The organism is Cupriavidus sp. SHE, assembly GCF_000812445.1.
GTDB lineage: Bacteria > Pseudomonadota > Gammaproteobacteria > Burkholderiales > Burkholderiaceae > Cupriavidus > Cupriavidus metallidurans.
In genome coordinates this window covers 174705-192938 of sequence record NZ_JWMB01000027.1, presented here as the reverse complement: position 1 = coordinate 192938, position 18234 = coordinate 174705, and the positions used below count along the sequence as shown (strand labels likewise).

Here is an 18234-nt window from a genome sequence, read left to right as displayed (position 1 = left end):
ATGCCGATGGCACTAGCCCGGGTGATCGGCGGGCACCATGTGGATCCGTTCTTCCGTGGTCAGTGGGTCATGCGTGCGCAATTGCAGGTCAAGCACGGCCAGATCCGCGTCCGACGGGTCTTGGCGTGCCAGCGCCCGGGCGACGATGCGCGCGCGCAAGGTTTCGACTGGCGCTTTGCAATCGACGATGAAGAACCGTACTCCCAATCGACGTGCCTGATTTGCGAAGCGGGCGCGCTGGTCATGCGAGAGGAATGTCGCATCGGCGATCATCGGAAAGCCTGCCGTGCAGCCCAGCCTGCAAATGGCCAGCAGGCGGCGATACGTGCGTGCCGTCACGCTGTCTGAGTACCTGGATTCCTGCTGCGCGTTTGCGTTGCGCAACCGCTTGCGTTCCACGTCGGAGCGGACGCGCACCATGGCGCGTGTTTCGCTCATGGTTGCCGCGACGGTTGATTTCCCGCTACCAGAGAGGCCGTGCATCGCCCACAGAGGCGCTGCGGGCAACGTCAGAAACTGGAACGCCAGATTCAGCAGGGCGCGGCATTCGACGTGTACGAGATCAAGCGCAGTGCTTTCGATATGGCGTTGCCGGGCACACTCCAGTCGCACGCGCGCGCGTACGAGCGCCCGCATGGCGACGTAGAACGGCAGCACCGCCAGCCCGGCATAGTCGCCATGGCGCTCCAGATAGCCGTTGAGTAACCGATAGGCAAGGTCCTGCCTGCCGTGGTGCAGTAGATCCATGAACGGGAATGCGATATCGCTGGCCGTGTCGATCCAGCGCAGGCGAGGTTCGAATTCGAGGCAGTCGAAGGGCGTCGGATTGCCGTCGAGCAGGACGATGTTGCCCAGGTGCAGGTCGCCGTGGCACTCGCGAACATGGCCGTGGCGCAGTCTCGTCTGGAAAGCACCTTGCAGTGCCGCAGCCCGTGCCCGCGCGGCGTTCGCGACGCGGTCTGTCATGTTTCGATCGAAGGTCAGCCGTGCCAGGCCGTCCAGACATTCTGCAAGCGTGGCGTCGATACTGGCCGGAGTGCCGAAGCCTTCGTGTGGGGCAGCACGCGGTTGCGCAGCGTGAAAGATCGCGATGTCCCTGGCGAGCGCATCGATGTGATCCGGCCCCAAGCGGCCTGCGCCCAACATGTCGATGAGTAGATCGTGCTGTGCGAACCGCCGCATCCTGACCGCGTACTCCAGTGGTGTGCCCCTGCCGCCGACGACGACGGCACCCGGCGTTTCGCCCGCGACGATTGGCAGAACATCGAGGTAAAGCGCCGGAGCGAAGCGACGGTTCAGGCGCAGTTCTGCCTCGCAGTCAGCGTGTCGGGCTTGTGGGGTCGAGAAATCCACGAAATCGAACTTGACGGGCTTGCGGACCTTGTAGGCGAATTGCCCCGCCAGGAACACACGCGAAATATGCGTCTCGATGACCTGAACGTCCTGAACCGGCGGGGGATATGCACTGGGTTGCAGTAATGCGTAGGTCAATGCTGGGTCATCCATGCACGCTTCCTTATTCCATGCGCTAGCGTTCTTCCTGTATCTCAGCGTAGTGGGAAGAGGGTTAGCAAGATTGATTCGCATCAATCTAAGGGGGCGTAGGTGGATGCGGTTGGGTCAGACTATCCCCAGACTCTCCGGTAGCACGGCAGATCGCATGTGCAACGCGCCCCCACTTCCATACGAGCCCGGAATGGAGGCCTATCCGCCCCACAAGCCGGAGATCGAATCGACGGCGTGGGAGCTATTGGACTTGACCGGCACGCGGTCGATACAGGAATCGGCCGCGTTTAGTGCATCCAAGTGCAACCCTTTGGGTAAAAGGGTGTCGGACTTTCTGCAATGTTCGATGGATTTCTACATTCCCGTCAAACTTGACATACGTCAATTGGTGGCCTAGCCCTATGCCTAGACTCGATCGAATGACGGATCGTCACCCCATCACGTCAACTCAAGGAGATAGCAATGGCAATGCTCCGTTCTGCGGCCACCGATCCGATGCTGGATGCGGCCCGTGCGTTTCTCGAGAACAGTTACAAGTTCGCGGCGCTTGCGGCTGAAACCCGCCGCAACCTGATCGAGACCCATCTGAAGAGCCTGGAGCATCGCCTGACCGCGATGCATAGTGCGCAAAGCCGTATGGCGGGGGTTGCAGACTGGGCTTCGTTGCAAGCCGCGCAGGCGCAGACACTGACAGATCAGGCAGAGGCGCAGGCCGCGCTGGCACGGGCCTATGGCAAGGTCCTGGTCGAAGCGACGTCGGCGTGGCTCGAGCAGTGCCGGGAATGTGGCAGTGACTGGGTGAAGCGAGTCGAGACCACCAGCGAGACGACTGCAAGGGGCAATGGCGCTGCCGTGCTCGATCCGCTGTCCGCCTCCCTGGCCGAGTTCTACGAGCGACTTGGAAAGATGACGCCGTTTGGGGTGGTACCGCCCAGCGAGTCCACCACGACTGCGACCAGCGCCAGCCGTTCGCGCGCCGCCAAGGGCGGTGCGACATCATGAGCTCCGGACGCATTGCGGTAGTGACGGGCGGTATGGGCGGTCTGGGCGAAGCCATCGCCGAAAGGCTGCTGAGCGACGGATTTCGCGTGGTCGTCACGCATTCGCTTGGCAACGATCATGTCGCGACCTGGCTGCGCGAACACAGTACGCAGCAACGCGAGTTCGTGGCCTACCCGGTGGATGTGGCCGACTTCGAATCCTGCCAGCAATGCGCGGCCAGAATTCTGTCCGAGGTGGGCCCGGTGGATGTCCTGATCAACAATGCCGGCATCACGCGCGATTCCACCTTGCGCAAGATGACGCACGAGGCCTGGCGCGCCGTGATGTCTACCGACCTCGATTCGGTGTTCAACATGACCAAGCCGTTCTGCGAAGGCATGGTGGAGCGTCGCTGGGGCCGGATCGTGAACATCTCATCGATCAACGGCTCGAAGGGCGCGTTTGGCCAGACTAACTATGCCGCGGCAAAGGCCGGCATCCACGGATTCAGCAAATCGCTGGCGCTGGAGCTGGCCAGCAAGGGCGTGACGGTCAACACCGTTTCTCCCGGTTATCTCGATACGAAGATGGTGAGGGCAGTGCCGCAGGACGTGCTCGACCAGCACGTGATTCCGCAGATTCCGGTCGGCCGCCTGGGTCAGCCGAAGGAAGTGGCCGCGCTGATCAGTTACCTCTGCTCGGACGATGGCGCGTACGTGACCGGCGCCAACCTTGCCATCAATGGTGGCCAACATATGGATTGATGCATGCGCCCCAAGAAGCCAGTCGCCCTCGAGCACGCCACGGATACGCTGATTGAACAGGCCACGCCCGCCAAACGGGCGAAGGCCACCTCACCCAAGCCATCGACATCAACCCCTTCGGTTCCGGCTGCGCAGAAGACCGCCGCATCGGCACCGGCCAAATTGGCTCCGGCAGCTTCCCCCGCTCCGGCTGCGGCTACCTGCCCGGAACCACCGCCGCTGCGGCCTGACGTCGCCTATGACGAGCAGGTCAGGGCATTGCTCGCCTCGATGACCGGCGGCGTTTCCTTCGGGTCGCTGGCGCTAGCCTGGACCGACTGGGCCATGCATCTGGCGGCCTCGCCCGGCAAACGCTGGCGGGCCGCGTTGCAGTGGCAGGCCACGGCCGCCGCCGAGTATTCGCTGGCGCCGCCGTTCATGCCGCGTCCGCCGGTCGTCACCGATCAGCGCTTTTCCGCGCCGGGCTGGGAAAACTGGCCGTACTGCGTCTTGCGCGATGGTTTCCTGCGGCTTGAGTCATTGTGGATGGCGCTGACCAGCGACGTCGATGGGCTCTCTCCGCATCATCAGCGGATCGCGGCATTTTGCGCGCGCCAATGGCTCGACATGATGTCTCCCAGCAACGTCTGGTGGATGAACCCGACGGTTCTGGATGCCACGATGCAGACGCGGGGCGCCAACTTCGTTCGCGGCGCGGGGAATTTCGTGGAGGATCTCTATGATGCGGTCGGCGAGCGGTTGCATCTGCCGATCGGGCGGCTGCCGCATGCGTACGTGGTGGGTCGCGATGTGGGGATCACGCCGGGGAAGGTCGTCTACCGCAATGATCTGTTCGAGCTGATCCAGTACAGCCCGACTACCGATTCGGTGTATCGCGAGCCGGTCATGATCGTGCCGTCGTGGATCATGAAGTACTACATCCTCGATCTTCAGCCCCAGAACTCGATGGTGAAGTACCTCGTGGACCAGGGTCATACGGTGTTCATGCTGTCATGGCGCAACCCGGGCGCCGAGGCACGCGATAACAGCCTCGATGACTACCTCAAGCAGGGCCTGCTTACCGCGCTGGCCACCGTGCGTGAGCGCAGCGGCCAGGAGCAGGTACACGCCGTGGGGTACTGTCTGGGCGGCACGCTGCTGGCGATTGCCGCCGCGAAGCTGGCGCGCGACAAGGACGACAGCCTGCGCAGCGTGACGCTATTTGCAACGGAAACCGACTTCGACGAACCCGGCGAGCTTGGCCTGTTCATCGATGACAGCGCGTTGTCGACGCTCGATGCGCTGATGCGCAAGCAGGGGTACCTCGATGGCTTCCAGATGGCGCAAGCCTTCTCGATGCTGCGCGCCAGGGATCTGGTCTGGTCTCGGGTGCTGCGGGAGTACCTGCTGGGCGAGCGCGATCGCCCCAATGACCTGATGTCCTGGAACCGCGACACGACACGCCTGCCGTATCGCATGCATAGCGAAGTGCTGTCACGGCTCTTCCTCCGCAATGAACTGGCCGAAGGCCGGTTCTGCGTGGATGGTTACCCCGTGGCCATGGCCGATGTCGAGGCGCCGATGTTCGTGGTTGGCACCGAGCACGATCACGTGGCGCCGTGGAAATCCGCCTACAAGCTGCATCTGCTGACGCACAACGCGCTGACCTTCGTGCTGACGTCTGGCGGTCACAACGCGGGTGTTGTTTCGGAGCCGGGCCACAAGGGTCGCCGCTACCGTGTGGCCACGCGGGCGCCGAACGGTGAATACAGGGATCCCGATCGATACGCCGAAGAGGCCACCAGGCATGACGGTTCATGGTGGCCGTGCTGGCATGAGTGGCTGGCCGAACAGTCCTCGGGCCGCTGCGCGCCACGCGATCCCGCGCCGGGTTCGCTCCGGGATGCGCCCGGCGAGTACGTCATGCAGGGCTGATTGATGACTGCTGGCTGCTGATCGCTATTGCAAGGCCCGTGCTCCGGTGGACGGTATCGTCACCGGAGTTTTTCTCGTTTTTCCGCCGACCGTTCTGGTCGCGCGGATACCGACTCAGTTGTCCACGCCAACGATCACGCTCGATGCCTTGAACATGGCGGCGGCCGGTTTGCCGACAGCCAGGCCCAGCCGGTCTACGCTTGCGTTGGTAATGATTGCGGCGACGGCCATGCCGTTGTCACCCGTGATTGTCACATCGGCATTGACGGCGCCCTTGGTCAGGTTCGTGACCTTGCCTTGCACGAAGTTTCGGGCCGAAACCTTGGTGGCATCCGCATCGACCATCACGATGACGGACGTTGCCTTGACCAGCGCGACGACCTTGGCGCCGGTCTTCAGGCCCAGGCGGGCGGCGCTGTCGTGGGTGACGGTGGCGACGATCTGCTGGCCACCGGTGATGTCAATGATGATCTCGTCGTTGACGGCGCCAGCCGTGGCTTGTGCAACGACACCGGAAAACTGATTGCGCGCGCTGGTCTGCATACCCGTTACCCCAGGAAGGAAAGTTGTCGATCTTGGGGAGTTTGCGCGGGTTGGTAGGTCGTGACAAGGTGCCGGTGCGTATGACACCTATCACCCAGTGGGAATTACCGCGCTGCCGGAGTCACTTGCAATCCATGGGACGACCAATGCCCCGACTGCCAGGTCGGCTGTCGGGGCATTGGCGAGCAGGATGGCCCTAGGGTCTTAGCGCCTTAGCGGCGTGCGTGCTGTGTAAAGCCTACCTGGCCGGGTTTGCGGTTCGGCGCGAAGCCGTTCTCCGCCAACGTCTCGTTGGCGCTGTCGTAGAACGTCCCGAGCTTGTAGATCTCGCGCGCTTCCTTCGCGTTGGCGACATCCCGGCCGAACTCGCGCGAGATGCGCACGAGCTGCTCGATCTGCTCGACTGTGCCGATCTTGCGGTCGCGCCGCTGCGTCCAGAGGTTGTCCTCGATGCCGCAGCGCACATGCAGGCCCATGGCAATCGCCATCATGTTCAGCGGCAGCACGTTCAGCATCGACGTTTCCAGCGTCAGCACCGAGCCGTTCGGGCAAGCGCGCACGAAGTTGGCGAGGTTGTAGAGGTTTGGCGCCTCGAAGCCGCCGCCAATCGCCACCCAGGTCAGGATCAGGGGCACATTGCAGCTGCCCCGGCGCATCATCCGCTCCACCGTTTCCAGTTGCGCGATGTTGGCAAGCTGGAAGTGGGTCTGGATGCCGTTGATGCTGAGCCGGCGGATATGCTCCTCCACCCACTCCGGGCCAGCCGGAATCGTCATTTCGCGATAGGCGCGGTAGTTGGCCGGTTCGGCCAGCGAGGTGCCCGCCACGTCGGCCGCGCACATCTGTTCCACCACGTTCATCTGGTTGGTGTTGATCGCGATGGTCACCTGGTCCGGCGTCGGCTTCAGTTCGGCCAGCATGTGGCGCGTATCGTCCGACAGCCACTTGGCCACGTCGCCTTCGCTCTCCGGCGCGAACGAGATCGATCCGCCCACCTGCAGGATCATGTCCGGCACGCGGGCACGGATACCGGCCAGCAGTTCGTTGAACTTGGACAGCCGCTTGGAACCCTTGCCGTCCGCTTCACGCACGTGAACGTGCAGCACGGTGGCCCCGGCGTTATAGCAGTCCACCGCCTTCTGGATCTGCTGCTCCATCGTCACCGGGATGTCTTCCGGAAAATCGGAAGGTATCCACTCGGGCCCATACGGCGCGGCGGTAATGACGAGCTTCTGCTGGTTTTCCGGGAACATCGAACCGTCGATGAAATCCATGTCTCTCTCCGTGGAATTGAACGTTCAGGCCGTGGCCGGCTGCGCCGACTCTGCCTTGACTTCGCCTTCGCCGATGCCGAAGGGCTTGTCGCCGATGATGCCGGCGCGCTCCATCTTGCGATGGCACGGTGCGTAGTCCATCACCGCGTAGTGCTGGGTGCTCCGGTTGTCCCAGATCGCCATGCTGTTGGCCTTCCAGCGCCAGCGCACCTGGTACTCGGGAATGAATGCCTGGCTGATCAGGTAGCGCAGCAGTTCGCCCGCGCCCGGGTTGTAGTCCTGCCCGTAGCGGACGTGCGCGGGCGTATGAAAGTTGGAGAAGTGCGTGGTGAACGCATTGACGAAGAGGACCTTCTCGCCAGTCTCGGGATGGACCCGCACGACTGGGTGTTCGGGGTCGGGGTACTGCGCCTTCAGCGCCAGGCGCTTCTCGATCGGCATGGCAGCACCGAAGCTCGCCTCGATGCTGTGCCGCGCGCGTAGGCCGGCAATCTGCGTCTTGATATGAGCGGGCAGGTTCTCGTAGGCGAGCACCATGTTGGCCCACATCGTGTCGCCGCCGATCTCGGGCGATTCCACGCAGCGCAGCACGCAACCCAGAGGTGGCGCCTCACGCCACGTGGCATCGGTATGCCAGGCGTTCTCGTAGCGATCCATCGGCTGGTCCGGCCGCTTGTAGATCTGCACGAGCCCTGGATGATCGGGGTGGCTGCCGGCTACCGGGTGATCCTCGAGCTTGCCGAAGCGCTCGGCGAACGCCACATGTTCAGCGCGGGAGATGTCCTGGTCGCGCAGGAACAGCACCTTGTGTCGCAGCAGCGCGGCACGGATTTCGTCGAACAGGCCATCGTCATGAATCGCATCGGAAAGCCTGACGCCCACGAGCTCGGCGCCGATGCTGGCGGTCATTGGTTCGATGCGCATCAGCGTGCCTCCTCGAAGGTTACGGGTGCGCACTGGGTGGTGCGAGGGGGAACGCAAAGGGTATTGCGAAGGGAAATGCGAAAGGGAATGCTGGACGTTGCCAAGATCTGTCTCCTATCGTTTTGATGTGGTAATTCAACGCACATGGCGTTGGCATCAAGGTAGGAGTTGTGGGTACGCCAGACTTTGCATTTCATGCCATCGGCATTGCGTCTGATGACAGTGGCGAGGCTTCAGAATCCCCCGTTTGATTCCGATCAAGGAAAATAGCGCCGCGGCAGATTGCCGTGTGCGTTGGCTGGTGGATCGTGCGTACGTCCTTCCAGGGCGATGGCAAACGAAAAAAAAGGCCTCCGGAAGCCGGAGGCCAAGAACCCTCTTGCCCTCGCAAGAAAGTGTCGGTGCTGCCGATCGTTCAGCGCTTCAGAACTTGTGACGCACGCCGACCACCAGGCCAGTCTGGTCCGTGCCGGGAACGACGTTGGTCGGGCTGCCGCTCGGCGCGTTGAATCCGTTCATGCCGAGCTGGGAGTTGCCGCGGTTCAGCGCGTAGCCGGCATTCATGTATACGTCCGTGCGCTTGGAGAATGCATAGTCTGCCGAGGCGACGAACATGATCGGGTCGGCCCCGGAGTTGCGCATGTTCGTGTAGTACGCCGCGCCGGTCAGCTTCAGCGCGGGAGTCACGCTGTAGCGCAGACCCGCCCAGTACAGATCGGAGCGGTCGGTCGGCATGGCGCCGACGTTGCCGTTGTACCAGCGATAGCCGATGAAGGCCTTTGCCGGTCCGAAGGCGTAGCTCGCGCCGACCAGCATGCGCCGGTCCTTGCGTTCGGCGGTTGCAAGTGTGGAGCCCTGGTACTCGTCATATACCGCGCCGATCGCGAAGGAACTCACCTCATAGGACAGCGAGATACCGAGATTGCGGTCGACAGTGTAGTTGCCAGGGACTTCTCCGCCACCGGTTCGGCTGAAACTGTACAAGCCGCTGGCCGTCAGGCCGTTGAACGTGCCACGGTACTTGATCGAGTTGTCCGCGCGGCCGGCCAGCACGTCGTCACTCTTGTAGAGCGAGTACCGCGGCGCAAAGCCCATCGGGTCGAGTTGGATCGCGGTGTCATACAGCGGGGTGGTCTGGCGGCCCAGCGTGACGGTTCCGTACTTGCTGCTCAGACCTACGATAGAGGTCCGATCGAACAGCCGGGTCCGGTTGTTTTGCGCGCCGGTATCGAGCGAAATACCGCTTTCGAGATCGAAGATCGCCTTCAGGCCGCCGCCGAGGTCCTCGACACCACGAATGCCCCAGCGGGATGTGGGCATGTTGCCGGATGCCATCCGTACCTGGCTGGCGCCGCCGTTGGCCGAAGGCACGTTACTGAGGTACTCGATACCAACGTCGGCGACGCCATATAGCGTGACGCTGGATTGCGCGGACGCAGTGCCTGCAATCATCCCCAGGGTTGCCATCGCAACGCCGTGACGAACATTCATGGACTCTCTCTCCAGTTATTGAATTGGAGCGGCGAGTATAGAAATGCCGACATTTCGTTTCGATTGCGGCGAGATTACAGCCGCATCGTCACGGGCGCGGGCAGGCAGAGAAGGGGGGCGGGAGAAGGACGGGACTACTCCGCGCCGTGGGCGCAGCGCTTGTGTTGGCTCAATCGACCCAGTTCACCTTCGGGAAGCGCGCGGCAAAGCCATCGGGCATCGGCACCACGCGCGTGGTGGCGTAGTCGAAGAAGACGAAGCCGGATTTGGCCATGGCGATCAGGGCGCCATCCTGCGGGCGCGTGATGCGGAAGATGATGTCGCCGCCGTACTTGTTGAAGTCCATCACCCCCACCTCGAACAGAAGCTGGTCGCGTGCGTGGGCCTCCTTGCGATACATCGTGGCCAGATCGGTGACGATGATGCCCGCACCGTCCACGCGGTCGCCCTCGCTGCCGAACTCGAAGAGGAAGCGGGCCCGTGCCTCCGAGATCATCGAAATCATCGAGTCGTTGGCCAGGTGATTGGCCGAATTGATGTCGGTGACGCGAACGGTCAGGTGGGTGGAGTAGCAGAACTGGTCGGCTGGCAGGTCGAGTTTGAGGCGGGCCATGATGGGGCTGGCAGGGCAGCGTGGATCGAAAGAGGCTGCCATCTTAGTCGATTCTCTCTGTGTGCTCGCTTTGCCGCACCTCATCGTGAACCTGACCGCTGGGCGGCAATTTAAGGATTCTACGATTTCACATCGGAGGCAATTGCATCAGGATCGCAACAAATGGTCGTAGCCAGTAGTGGCTGTGAGGATGGCGTGAACTGGGGAGCGTGATGACTAGACGAGTATGGATTGAGACACTCAAGAAGATGCTGTGTGTACTGGTCTTCGTGGCCGTTCCTGGTGCTGCTCATGCACTGGGAGTCTGCTCGTCATCGTCTTCCATGCCGTACTTGCAGGCCATGAACAATATGGCTGTGGCGGTTAACCTTGCGGTCGGCGCGGAGATCCCGGGCACGAGGCGAAACTATACGTTCAGCGGTCGATGTGTCGCGGATGGCAACCAATCGATCTATGCGGGCGCGCCGATCATTGCGTGCTATTACGGCAGCGGCAGAGAAATCACCCCAGGCGTGTATTCGACAGGTGTCGCTGGCATTGGCATTCGGCTACGGAACGCCGCGGGACAGCCTATGATCAATGCTTTCGGTACTGGATGCGATACAAGAGCGGCGGCTCTGGGAACTTTAGCGGCTGACTTTTCGTACGCGGTGTCCGTTTCCATCGAATTCGTGAAAACGGGAGCGATCGGTCAAGGTAGCCTGGACCCCGCGCAAACGCTTTTTGGTCTTGGCGTTTATCATTCAGCAGTCGGCCTGGGCCGTGGAGGGAACCACATCGGGTTCACCGGCAGCGCCACGCCACGTCAGATTACCTGCACGAGGCGTGCTCCGACGACCGTTGCCCTTCCGGATGCCACGGCATCGAGTCTTTCCGGGAATGGTTCGACGACGGGCTTTGCCCCATTCTCCATCGGGCTCACATGCGACGGCGCGGCAGTTGTGGGCATATCCTTCGATGGCGCCGGCGGGACCCCTGTCAGATCCGCTTCCACGGGCGTGCTGGGCATCCAGAACGAAGGCGCGGCTGGCGTGGCCAGCGGGGTAGGCGTGCAATTGATCGATGGCGGCACCTATTCCCCCGTACCCCTGCAAACGCGCAATCATCTTGGCAACATTTCCGCCAACGGCATGGCCTCGTATCGCTATGCGTTCCGGTACCACAGTCTTTCAGCCAGACCCAGTCCGGGCGCCGTGAGGGGTGCGATGGTTTTCACTTTCGACTATCAGTAGGCCGATGGTGGCCGATAACGATCCTCTCCCGCCCCCGTCGCATTCCCGGTGAATTGGCGGGGAACGCAAGGCTTCAGCGCGCCGCCAGCATCCGTCCGCCAAGTCCTGGCAGCAGTCCTCCAATCACGGAATCCAGCACGGCCTTGCGCCGTATCAGTAACGGTGAGCCGCAGGGTGCGAGGCGCGCTTGTAGAGCGAGTGCCGCGGCGCAAAGCCCATCGGGTCGAATTGAATCGCGGTGTCATACAGTGGGGTGGTCTGGCGGCCCGGCGCAACGGTTCCGTACTTGTTGATCAGACCGACGATAGAGGCCTGATAGAAGAGCGGGGTCCGGTTATCCTGTGCACAGGGTTCGAGCGAGATGCTGCTTTCGAGATCGAAGATCGCCTTCAGGCCGCCGAATCCTTGACACCATGAATGCCGCAGCGGGCTCTGCCACACGTCAGCGTGAACCTGGGCGCTGGGCGGTGATTTAAGAGTTCCGCCATTTCACGCCGGAAGCTATTGCTTCAGGATTGCCGGCAATGGCCGCAGCCGCTAGTAGTGGTTGTGAGGATGGCGTGAATTGGGGTCGTGATGATTCGGAAAGTTTGGAGTGGGACATTTCAGAGAATGCTGTGTGTACTGGCGTTCGCGGCCGTGTCTGATGCTGTTCAGGCACAGGGACATTGCTCGTCATCGCCTGCCATGCCGTACATGCAGACCATGAACAATATGGCCGTGGTGGTCAGCCTTGCGGTCGGCGAGGAAATCCCGGGCACGAGGCGGAACTACACGATCAGCGGTCGATGTGTCGCGGACGGCAACAGAATGATCTATGCGGGCGCGCCGATCGTTGCGTGCTACTACGGCAGCGGCAGAGAAATCACCCCAGGCGTGTATTCGACAGGTGCTGCTGGCATTGGCATTCGGCTACGGAACGCAGCGGGACAGCCTATGGTCAATGCTGCCGATACCCTTTGCGATACAAGAGCGGCGGCTCTGGGAACGCTGGCGGCTGACCTTTCGTACGCGGTGTCCGTTTCGATCGAATTCGTGAAAACGGGAGCGATCAGTAAAAGTCAGGATAGCCTGAATCCCGCGCAAACGCGCTTTGGTTTTGGCGTTTATCGTTCAGGAGTCGGCCTCGGGAGCCCCCACAATGCAGGGAACTACATCGGCTTCACCGGTATCGCCGCGCCGCGTCAGATTACCTGCACGACGCGAGCTCCGACGAACGTTACCCTTCCGGATGTCACGGCGTCGAGTCTCACCGGGTATGGTTCGACGGCGGGCTTTGCGCCATTCTCCATCGGGCTCACATGCGATGGCGAGGCAGTTGTGGGCATATCCTTCGATGGTGCCAGCGGGACGCCTGTCAGATCCGCTTCCACGGGCGTGCTCGGCATCCAGACCGAAAACTCGTTTCACATGGCCAGAGGGGTAGGCATGCAGCTGATCGATGGCAACACTTATACCCCGGTGCCCCTGCAAACGCGCAATCATCTTGGTCGCATTTCCGCCAACCGCATGGCCTCGTATCGCTATGCGTTCCGGTACTACAGTCTTTCAAACAGACCCAGTTGGGGCCCCGTGAGGGGTACGATGGTTTTCACTTTCGACTATCAGTAGGCCGATGGTGGCCGATAACGATTCTCTCCCGCCCCCCGTCGCATTCCCGGTGAATTGGCGGGGAACGCAAGGCTTCAGCGCGCCGCCAGCATCCGTCCGCCAAGGACTATCAGCAGTCCTCCAACCACGGAATCCAGCACGGCCTTGCGCCGCATCAGTAACCGGTGAACCGCAGGGTGCGAGGCGAGCAGCGCCATGCCGCAGTACCACGCGGACGATACCGCGACTGCAATGGCGATGACAGCGACGTGGAACCACGCCGGCGCGTGAGCGGGGACCATCAACGCGAAGATGCTGCCGTAGAACGCCACGGCCTTGGGGTTGGTCATGCTGACGACATACCCCTTCTTCGCGGCGGTCCAGCCGGATGGCGCAACGAGGGTCGGAGCGTTCAGCGGGCGGTGCGCGGTCAGGATCATCTTTGCCCCGAGCCAGATCAGGTAGGCGGCGCCAGCAATCCGGAGCGCCGTGCCGATCCATGCCACATGCGTGACGATCAGGCCGAGTCCGGCGATCGCGATCAGGGCCCAGGTGCCTGAGGCTGCGCCAAGCGCGAGGCCGGTGATCACGCCTGCACGCCGAGACGCGACCGCCGTCGATGTGACGATCATGAAATTCGGTCCCGGGCTGGCGACGCTCAGCATCATGACGCCGGTCAGTGCCAGCAGGGTGTTGATGTATTCCATCTTGTGTTCTCCGCGGCACACGGGGCGTGTGGGCCCGGCCGACGCGATCAGGGGGAGCGCCAATCCTACCTGACGATGCGTGGCGGCGCAGCGGGCAAAAGAAAATGCGACGAGGCAAGCCTCGTCGCATTCCTCCCCGGGCTGGCAACCGGGTGTCTGGTTAGACCAGCTGCCCGATCGGCCGCGGGATCAGATCACACCCTGCGCCAGCATGGCGTCCGCCACCTTGACGAAGCCGGCGATGTTGGCGCCTTCCACATAATTGATGTAGCCGTCTTCCTTCTGGCCGTAGTGGATGCAGTTGCCGTGGATGTCCTTCATGATGGCGTGGAGCTTCTCGTCGATCTCGGCGTGATGCCAGGCCATGCGCATTGCGTTCTGCGACATTTCCAGGCCCGAGGTGGCCACACCGCCAGCGTTGCTGGCCTTGCCCGGCGCATACAGGATGCGTGCGGCCACGAAGCGGTCCACGGCGTCCAGCGTCGACGGCATATTGGCGCCTTCGGCTACGCAGAACACGCCGTTCGACAGCAGGCGCTCGGCATCCTGACCGTTCAGTTCGTTCTGGGTGGCGCACGGCAGTGCCACGTCAGCGGGTACGTGCCACGGCGTCTTGCCCGCCTCGAAGCGCAGGCCATGCTGCTCGGCGAAGTCGGACAGGCGGCCGCGGGTGTCGTTCTTGAACGTCATCAGCGCGTCCAGTTGCTCGCGATTCATGCCCTCGGGGAAGTGCAGCACGCCGCCGGAGTCCGACACCGTCAGCACCTTGGCACCCAGCTCGATCGCCTTGTCGGCGGCGTATTGCGCCACGTTGCCCGAGCCCGACAGCAGCACACGCAGACCGTCGAATTCGCGGCCGCGACGATGCAGCATCTCCTGCGCGAAGTACACCGTGCCGTAGCCAGTGGCCTCGGGACGCATCAGGCTGCCGCCGAAGGCCAGACCCTTGCCAGTGAACACGCAGGCGGACTGGTTCGACAGCTTCTTCATCATGCCGGCCATAAAGCCGACTTCTCGTGCGCCCACGCCGATGTCACCGGCCGGCACGTCCGTGTCCGGTCCCAGGTGACGATACAGCTCGGTGATCAGCGCCTGGCAGAAGCGCATGACTTCGGCGTCGGACTTGCCCTTCGGGTCGAAGTCCGAGCCGCCCTTGCCGCCGCCCATGGGCAGGGTGGTCAGCGCATTCTTGAAAGTCTGCTCGAAGCCCAGGAACTTCAGCACCGACAGGTTCACGGTCGGGTGAAAGCGCATCCCGCCCTTGTACGGGCCGATCGCTGAACTGTGCTGCACGCGGAAGGCGCGGTTGACCTGCACCTGGCCGCGATCGTCGGTCCATGCCACGCGGAACTGGATCACGCGTTCCGGTTCCACCAGCCGTTCCAGCAGGGCCTGATCGCCATAGCGCGGGTTGCGCTCGACGAACGGCCACAAGGTCATCATGACCTCCTTCACGGCCTGGAAGAATTCGGGCTGGTTGGGGTCACGCCGGGAGACCCCGGCCAGGAAGGAATCGAGGGTGCGAGAAGTCACGATGTCTCTGAGTTTTCTTGATGCGATGTGCGGCGCCTGCGCCACGTAGTGGGTGTGGCGGAAGGGTCGCTCCGAATGGCGTGTCTGGTGGGCGCCGCGGCATGGAAACCCGGGAAATCCCGATGGGGACCCCGCGTCAGGCGGCGGGACTGGGAGGCAAGCCGAAATGTCCTAACAATTAGGCTTGTGGCTGGATGTTTCGGACAGGCACGAAGCTTAGCACCAGAGTGGGGCGCCCCACATCGAAAACATCGAGGTGGAGGGAAAAACAGTGCGCTGTTCGGTACGCCGGCACGGTCTTCCGGGCCGGCGGAGACGCCCCGGAATGCGCCCCCGACTGCTCCCGAGTGCACCCCCGAATGCGCCTTCCGATCCTTGTGCGGTATTGCTCACCAGACGCCAGACTTGCCGCGCCGGGATTGCCGCGGGAAGCGGCCATTCCTGCAAGCCTTGAAAATCCACGAACGCGTGCTTCGAAACTTTCGGATAGTGGTTTCCTGTCCTCAAAAATAAACTGGCGCCCGGCATTTCCAACGCACGGGCGGCACTGCCCTGGCGAATAACGACAAGGCAGGAGACATCGATGCAACACGGCTTTCGGCGCCGTCGCCTCATGGCGGCCATTGGCTTTTCATTCGCACTAGGCGGTACTTCCCTGGCTCCGGCACATGCCGATACGTGGCCAACCAAGCCGGTCACGATCGTGGTGGCGTTCGCGCCCGGCGGCATGACCGATATCGTTGGCCGCATGCTCGCGGCCGAACTGAGCCAGACGTTCAAGCAGAGCTTCGTGGTGGAGAACCGCCCCGGCGCTGCCGGACAACTCGCCACGGAATACGTCGCCCGCAAGCCGAATGACGGCTACACGCTGCTGCTCAGCGCCACCGGGCACGTGATTGGCCCGGCCGTGCAGAAGACCGTGCGGTATCGCCCGGTCCTGGACTTCGAGCCGATTGCCCTGATCGCCAAGGCGCCGAACATGCTCGTGGTGAACCCGTCAGTGCCGGCGCATACCGTGCCCGAGTTCGTGACGTGGGCCAAGGCCCAGGGCAGCGTGCCCTATGGTTCCGCGGGCGTGGGAGGCTCCACCCATCTCGCGGGCGAGCTGTTCCGCCATATGACCGGTGCGCCGCTGGTGCACGTGCCATACAAGGGCGCGTCGCCATCCACCAGTGATGCCGTGGCCGGCCAGATTCCGGTGGTATTCCAGGATTCGATGAGCGTCTCCGCGTTCATCGCCGCCGGCAAGCTGCGTCCGATCGCCGTGACCAGCCTGGAACGCAGCAAGCTGTTCCCCGATGTGCCGACGATTGCCGAGGCCGGGTACAAGAACTTCGACGCCTATACCTGGCTGGGGCTGTACGCACCGGCCGGAACGCCGGCCGCCATCGTCACGCGCTTGAATACCGAGGTGAACCGGATCATGTCATCGCCGGACATGGTGGCCAAACTCAGGAAGCAGAACGCCGAGGCTGCGGGAAATCTGAATCCGGCCGAATTCCGCAAGTACGTCGAGACCGAAGTGGCCAAGTGGCAGAACATGGTCAAGATCACCGGCGTGCAGATCGAGCAGTAAGGGGCCCCATGACGACTGCATATCCATCCGGCGACCCGGCAGCCACATCTGCCGACGCTCACTATTTCCAGCGCCTCTCCGAAGGCGTGTTCGAGATCCCCCAGTGCCGCGACTGCGGCCGGCATCACTTCTTTCCGCGCGTCGTTTGCCCCCATTGCGGCTCCGTAGCGTTGCAGTGGGCCGCGCCGAGTGGTCTTGGCACCGTGTACTCGACCACGGTCGTGCGCAAGAAGGAGGGGGACTACAACGTGTGCCTGGTCGATCTCGACGAGGGGCCGCGCATGATGAGCCGCGTGATCGGCGTGGATCCCGGCGCGGTGAGGATCGGGCACCGCGTCAGGGCGCAGGTGCTGCGCACGGGCGAGGACGCATTGCTGGTGTTCGCGCCGGCCGGGGAGCGACAATGAGCGCGGCATTGAAGGCCACCGATCGTGGTGGCGTGGCGATTCTGGGCACTGGGCTGGCAGGGCTCGGTCATGCGGGTGGCCGCACGGAGCAGGAGATCATCGCCCAGGCCGCGTACCGCGCGGTGGCGGCAAGCGGGCTGCGCATGGCCGATATCGACGGCATTATCACGTCGAGCCTGACATCGCCCTGGTGGGTGATGCGCATGTCAGAGTATCTCGGCATCCGCCCCCGGTTCTCCGATAGCACGATGTTCGGCGGCTCGTCGTTCATCGCGGATATCCGCATCGCTGCCATGGCGATCGAGGCGGGCGAATGCGACAACGTGCTGATCTGCTACGGCAGCAATCCTCGCAGCATTCCCAGCAGTTCGCGCGTCAACGCGATGCGCGCCGAACTCGACCCGCAGCCGTACGAGCATCCATACAAACCGTTCAACCCCGTCACCAGCTATGCGCTGGCCGCGGCCCGGCACATGCACGAGTTCGGCACCACGCGCAGGCAACTGGCCGAAGTGGCGGTGGCAGCGCGGCAGTGGGCGCAGCGCAATCCCGACGCCTTCATGCGCGACCCATTGACGATCGACGAGGTGATCAACGCCAAGATGGTGTCCGACCCGCTGACGGTGCGCGATTGCTGTCTGGTGACCGATGGCGCCGGCGCTTTCGTCGTCACGCGCGCGGACCGTGCGCGGGGTCTTCATGCGAAGCCGATCTATGTGCTCGGCGTCGGGCACGCGCACTGGCATCGGCAGATTTCCTGCATGGACGATCTGACGCGCACGCCGGCCATTGACTCGGGCCGCAAGGCATTCGCGCAGGCAGGTCTGACGCCAGCCGATATCGACGTGGTAGAGCTTTACGACGCCTTCACGATCAACCCGATCCTGTTTCTGGAAGACCTGGGCTTCTGCGCGAAAGGCGAGGGCGGTGCATTCATCTCGGGTGGCCGCATCGCGCCGGGCGGTGATTTCCCGATGAATACCAATGGTGGCGGGCTGTCGTGCATTCACCCAGGCATGTACAGCATCTTCCTTGTGATCGAAGCCGTCAGCCAGTTGCGCGGCGAGGCCGGCGAGCGGCAGGTCAGCAAAGTGGAAACGGCGTTGGTGCACGGCAATGGTGGCGTGCTGTCAAGCCAGGCCACCGCCATCCTGGCATCCAGCCAATAAGGGCTAAACC

General features: G+C 62.8%; 17 protein-coding genes. 8 read left to right on the top strand and 9 right to left on the bottom strand.

What is annotated here, in order from left to right; translation table 11 throughout:
* Positions 1-12 precede the first annotated feature (12 nt).
* Positions 13-1506 (bottom strand): bifunctional aminoglycoside phosphotransferase/ATP-binding protein, encoded by a 1494-nt coding sequence (locus RN01_RS15845; protein WP_024570952.1) that lies wholly within the window; start codon positions 1504-1506, stop codon positions 13-15.
* A 462-nt stretch (positions 1507-1968) separates the two neighbouring features.
* On the opposite strand from RN01_RS15845, the gene RN01_RS15835 reads away from it, so the two are divergent.
* From RN01_RS15835 to RN01_RS15825, 3 genes are read left to right on the top strand one after another with little or no spacing between them, the layout of a single operon-like run.
* Positions 1969-2508 carry a hypothetical protein gene (locus RN01_RS15835; protein ID WP_017513542.1) on the top strand — a complete coding sequence of 180 codons (540 nt, stop codon included), beginning with the start codon at positions 1969-1971 and terminating at the stop codon, positions 2506-2508.
* A complete protein-coding gene (gene phbB / locus RN01_RS15830) occupies positions 2505-3251 on the top strand; it encodes an acetoacetyl-CoA reductase (RefSeq protein ID WP_011519529.1) in 747 nt (248 codons plus the stop codon). Before RN01_RS15835 ends, phbB begins: the two co-directional genes overlap by 4 nt.
* A 3-nt stretch (positions 3252-3254) precedes the next feature.
* Positions 3255-5165: an alpha/beta hydrolase gene (locus RN01_RS15825; RefSeq protein ID WP_017513541.1), complete on the top strand. Its 1911-nt coding sequence runs from the start codon at positions 3255-3257 to the stop codon at positions 5163-5165.
* A gap of 114 nt (positions 5166-5279) precedes the next feature.
* Here RN01_RS15825 and RN01_RS15820 read toward each other — a convergent pair whose 3' ends face one another.
* The 5 genes from RN01_RS15820 to RN01_RS15800 all read right to left on the bottom strand — a co-directional run bounded on the left by RN01_RS15820 (position 5280) and on the right by RN01_RS15800 (position 10010).
* Positions 5280-5708 carry a molybdopterin-binding protein gene (locus tag RN01_RS15820; protein WP_017513540.1) on the bottom strand — a complete coding sequence of 143 codons (429 nt, stop codon included), beginning with the start codon at positions 5706-5708 and terminating at the stop codon, positions 5280-5282.
* 212 nt (positions 5709-5920) lie between these two features.
* The gene (locus tag RN01_RS15815) at positions 5921-6982 is read right to left on the bottom strand and encodes a 3-keto-5-aminohexanoate cleavage protein (RefSeq protein WP_017513539.1); all 1062 of its coding nucleotides are present in this window, start codon (positions 6980-6982) and stop codon (positions 5921-5923) included.
* Between the two features lie 24 nt (positions 6983-7006).
* Positions 7007-7906, bottom strand: a complete 900-nt coding sequence (locus RN01_RS15810) for a TauD/TfdA family dioxygenase (RefSeq protein ID WP_017513538.1) — start codon at positions 7904-7906, stop codon at positions 7007-7009.
* Between the two features lie 423 nt (positions 7907-8329).
* Entirely contained in the window at positions 8330-9397 is a 1068-nt protein-coding gene (locus RN01_RS15805) for a porin (protein WP_039016686.1), read from the bottom strand.
* Between the two features lie 169 nt (positions 9398-9566).
* A complete protein-coding gene (locus RN01_RS15800; RefSeq protein WP_024570954.1) occupies positions 9567-10010 on the bottom strand; it encodes a thioesterase family protein in 444 nt (147 codons plus the stop codon).
* 212 nt (positions 10011-10222) lie between these two features.
* On the opposite strand from RN01_RS15800, the gene RN01_RS15795 reads away from it, so the two are divergent.
* The gene (locus RN01_RS15795; RefSeq protein ID WP_029700550.1) at positions 10223-11242 is read left to right on the top strand and encodes a fimbrial protein; all 1020 of its coding nucleotides are present in this window, start codon (positions 10223-10225) and stop codon (positions 11240-11242) included.
* A gap of 153 nt (positions 11243-11395) precedes the next feature.
* Here the strand turns inward: RN01_RS15795 and RN01_RS15790 are convergent, their stop codons facing one another.
* On the bottom strand, positions 11396-11683 hold the full coding sequence (locus RN01_RS15790) for a hypothetical protein (protein ID WP_024570955.1): 288 nt from the start codon (positions 11681-11683) through the stop codon (positions 11396-11398).
* Positions 11684-11947: 264 nt separating this feature from the next.
* Between RN01_RS15790 and RN01_RS15785 the strand changes: the two genes are divergently transcribed.
* The gene (locus RN01_RS15785; RefSeq protein WP_223277368.1) at positions 11948-12853 is read left to right on the top strand and encodes a fimbrial protein; all 906 of its coding nucleotides are present in this window, start codon (positions 11948-11950) and stop codon (positions 12851-12853) included.
* A gap of 74 nt (positions 12854-12927) precedes the next feature.
* Here RN01_RS15785 and RN01_RS15780 read toward each other — a convergent pair whose 3' ends face one another.
* Both RN01_RS15780 and gdhA read right to left on the bottom strand, forming a co-directional pair.
* Positions 12928-13539, bottom strand: coding sequence for a LysE family translocator (locus RN01_RS15780; RefSeq protein WP_017513463.1), 612 nt, complete (start codon positions 13537-13539; stop codon positions 12928-12930).
* A 189-nt stretch (positions 13540-13728) separates the two neighbouring features.
* Positions 13729-15072 (bottom strand): NADP-specific glutamate dehydrogenase, encoded by a 1344-nt coding sequence (gene gdhA / locus RN01_RS15775; protein WP_017513464.1) that lies wholly within the window; start codon positions 15070-15072, stop codon positions 13729-13731.
* Positions 15073-15655: 583 nt separating this feature from the next.
* Here gdhA and RN01_RS15770 point away from each other — a divergent pair.
* Genes RN01_RS15770 through RN01_RS15760 form a run of 3 tightly spaced genes read left to right on the top strand, consistent with a single transcriptional unit; the run spans position 15656 to position 18224 of the window.
* Positions 15656-16648 carry a tripartite tricarboxylate transporter substrate binding protein gene (locus tag RN01_RS15770; protein WP_017513465.1) on the top strand — a complete coding sequence of 331 codons (993 nt, stop codon included), beginning with the start codon at positions 15656-15658 and terminating at the stop codon, positions 16646-16648.
* Positions 16649-16656: 8 nt separating this feature from the next.
* On the top strand, positions 16657-17055 hold the full coding sequence (locus tag RN01_RS15765; protein ID WP_017513466.1) for a Zn-ribbon domain-containing OB-fold protein: 399 nt from the start codon (positions 16657-16659) through the stop codon (positions 17053-17055).
* Positions 17052-18224, top strand: coding sequence for a thiolase (locus RN01_RS15760; RefSeq protein ID WP_024570956.1), 1173 nt, complete (start codon positions 17052-17054; stop codon positions 18222-18224). The genes RN01_RS15765 and RN01_RS15760 overlap by 4 nt, the downstream gene beginning before the upstream one ends.
* The last annotated feature ends 10 nt before the right edge of the window (positions 18225-18234 follow it).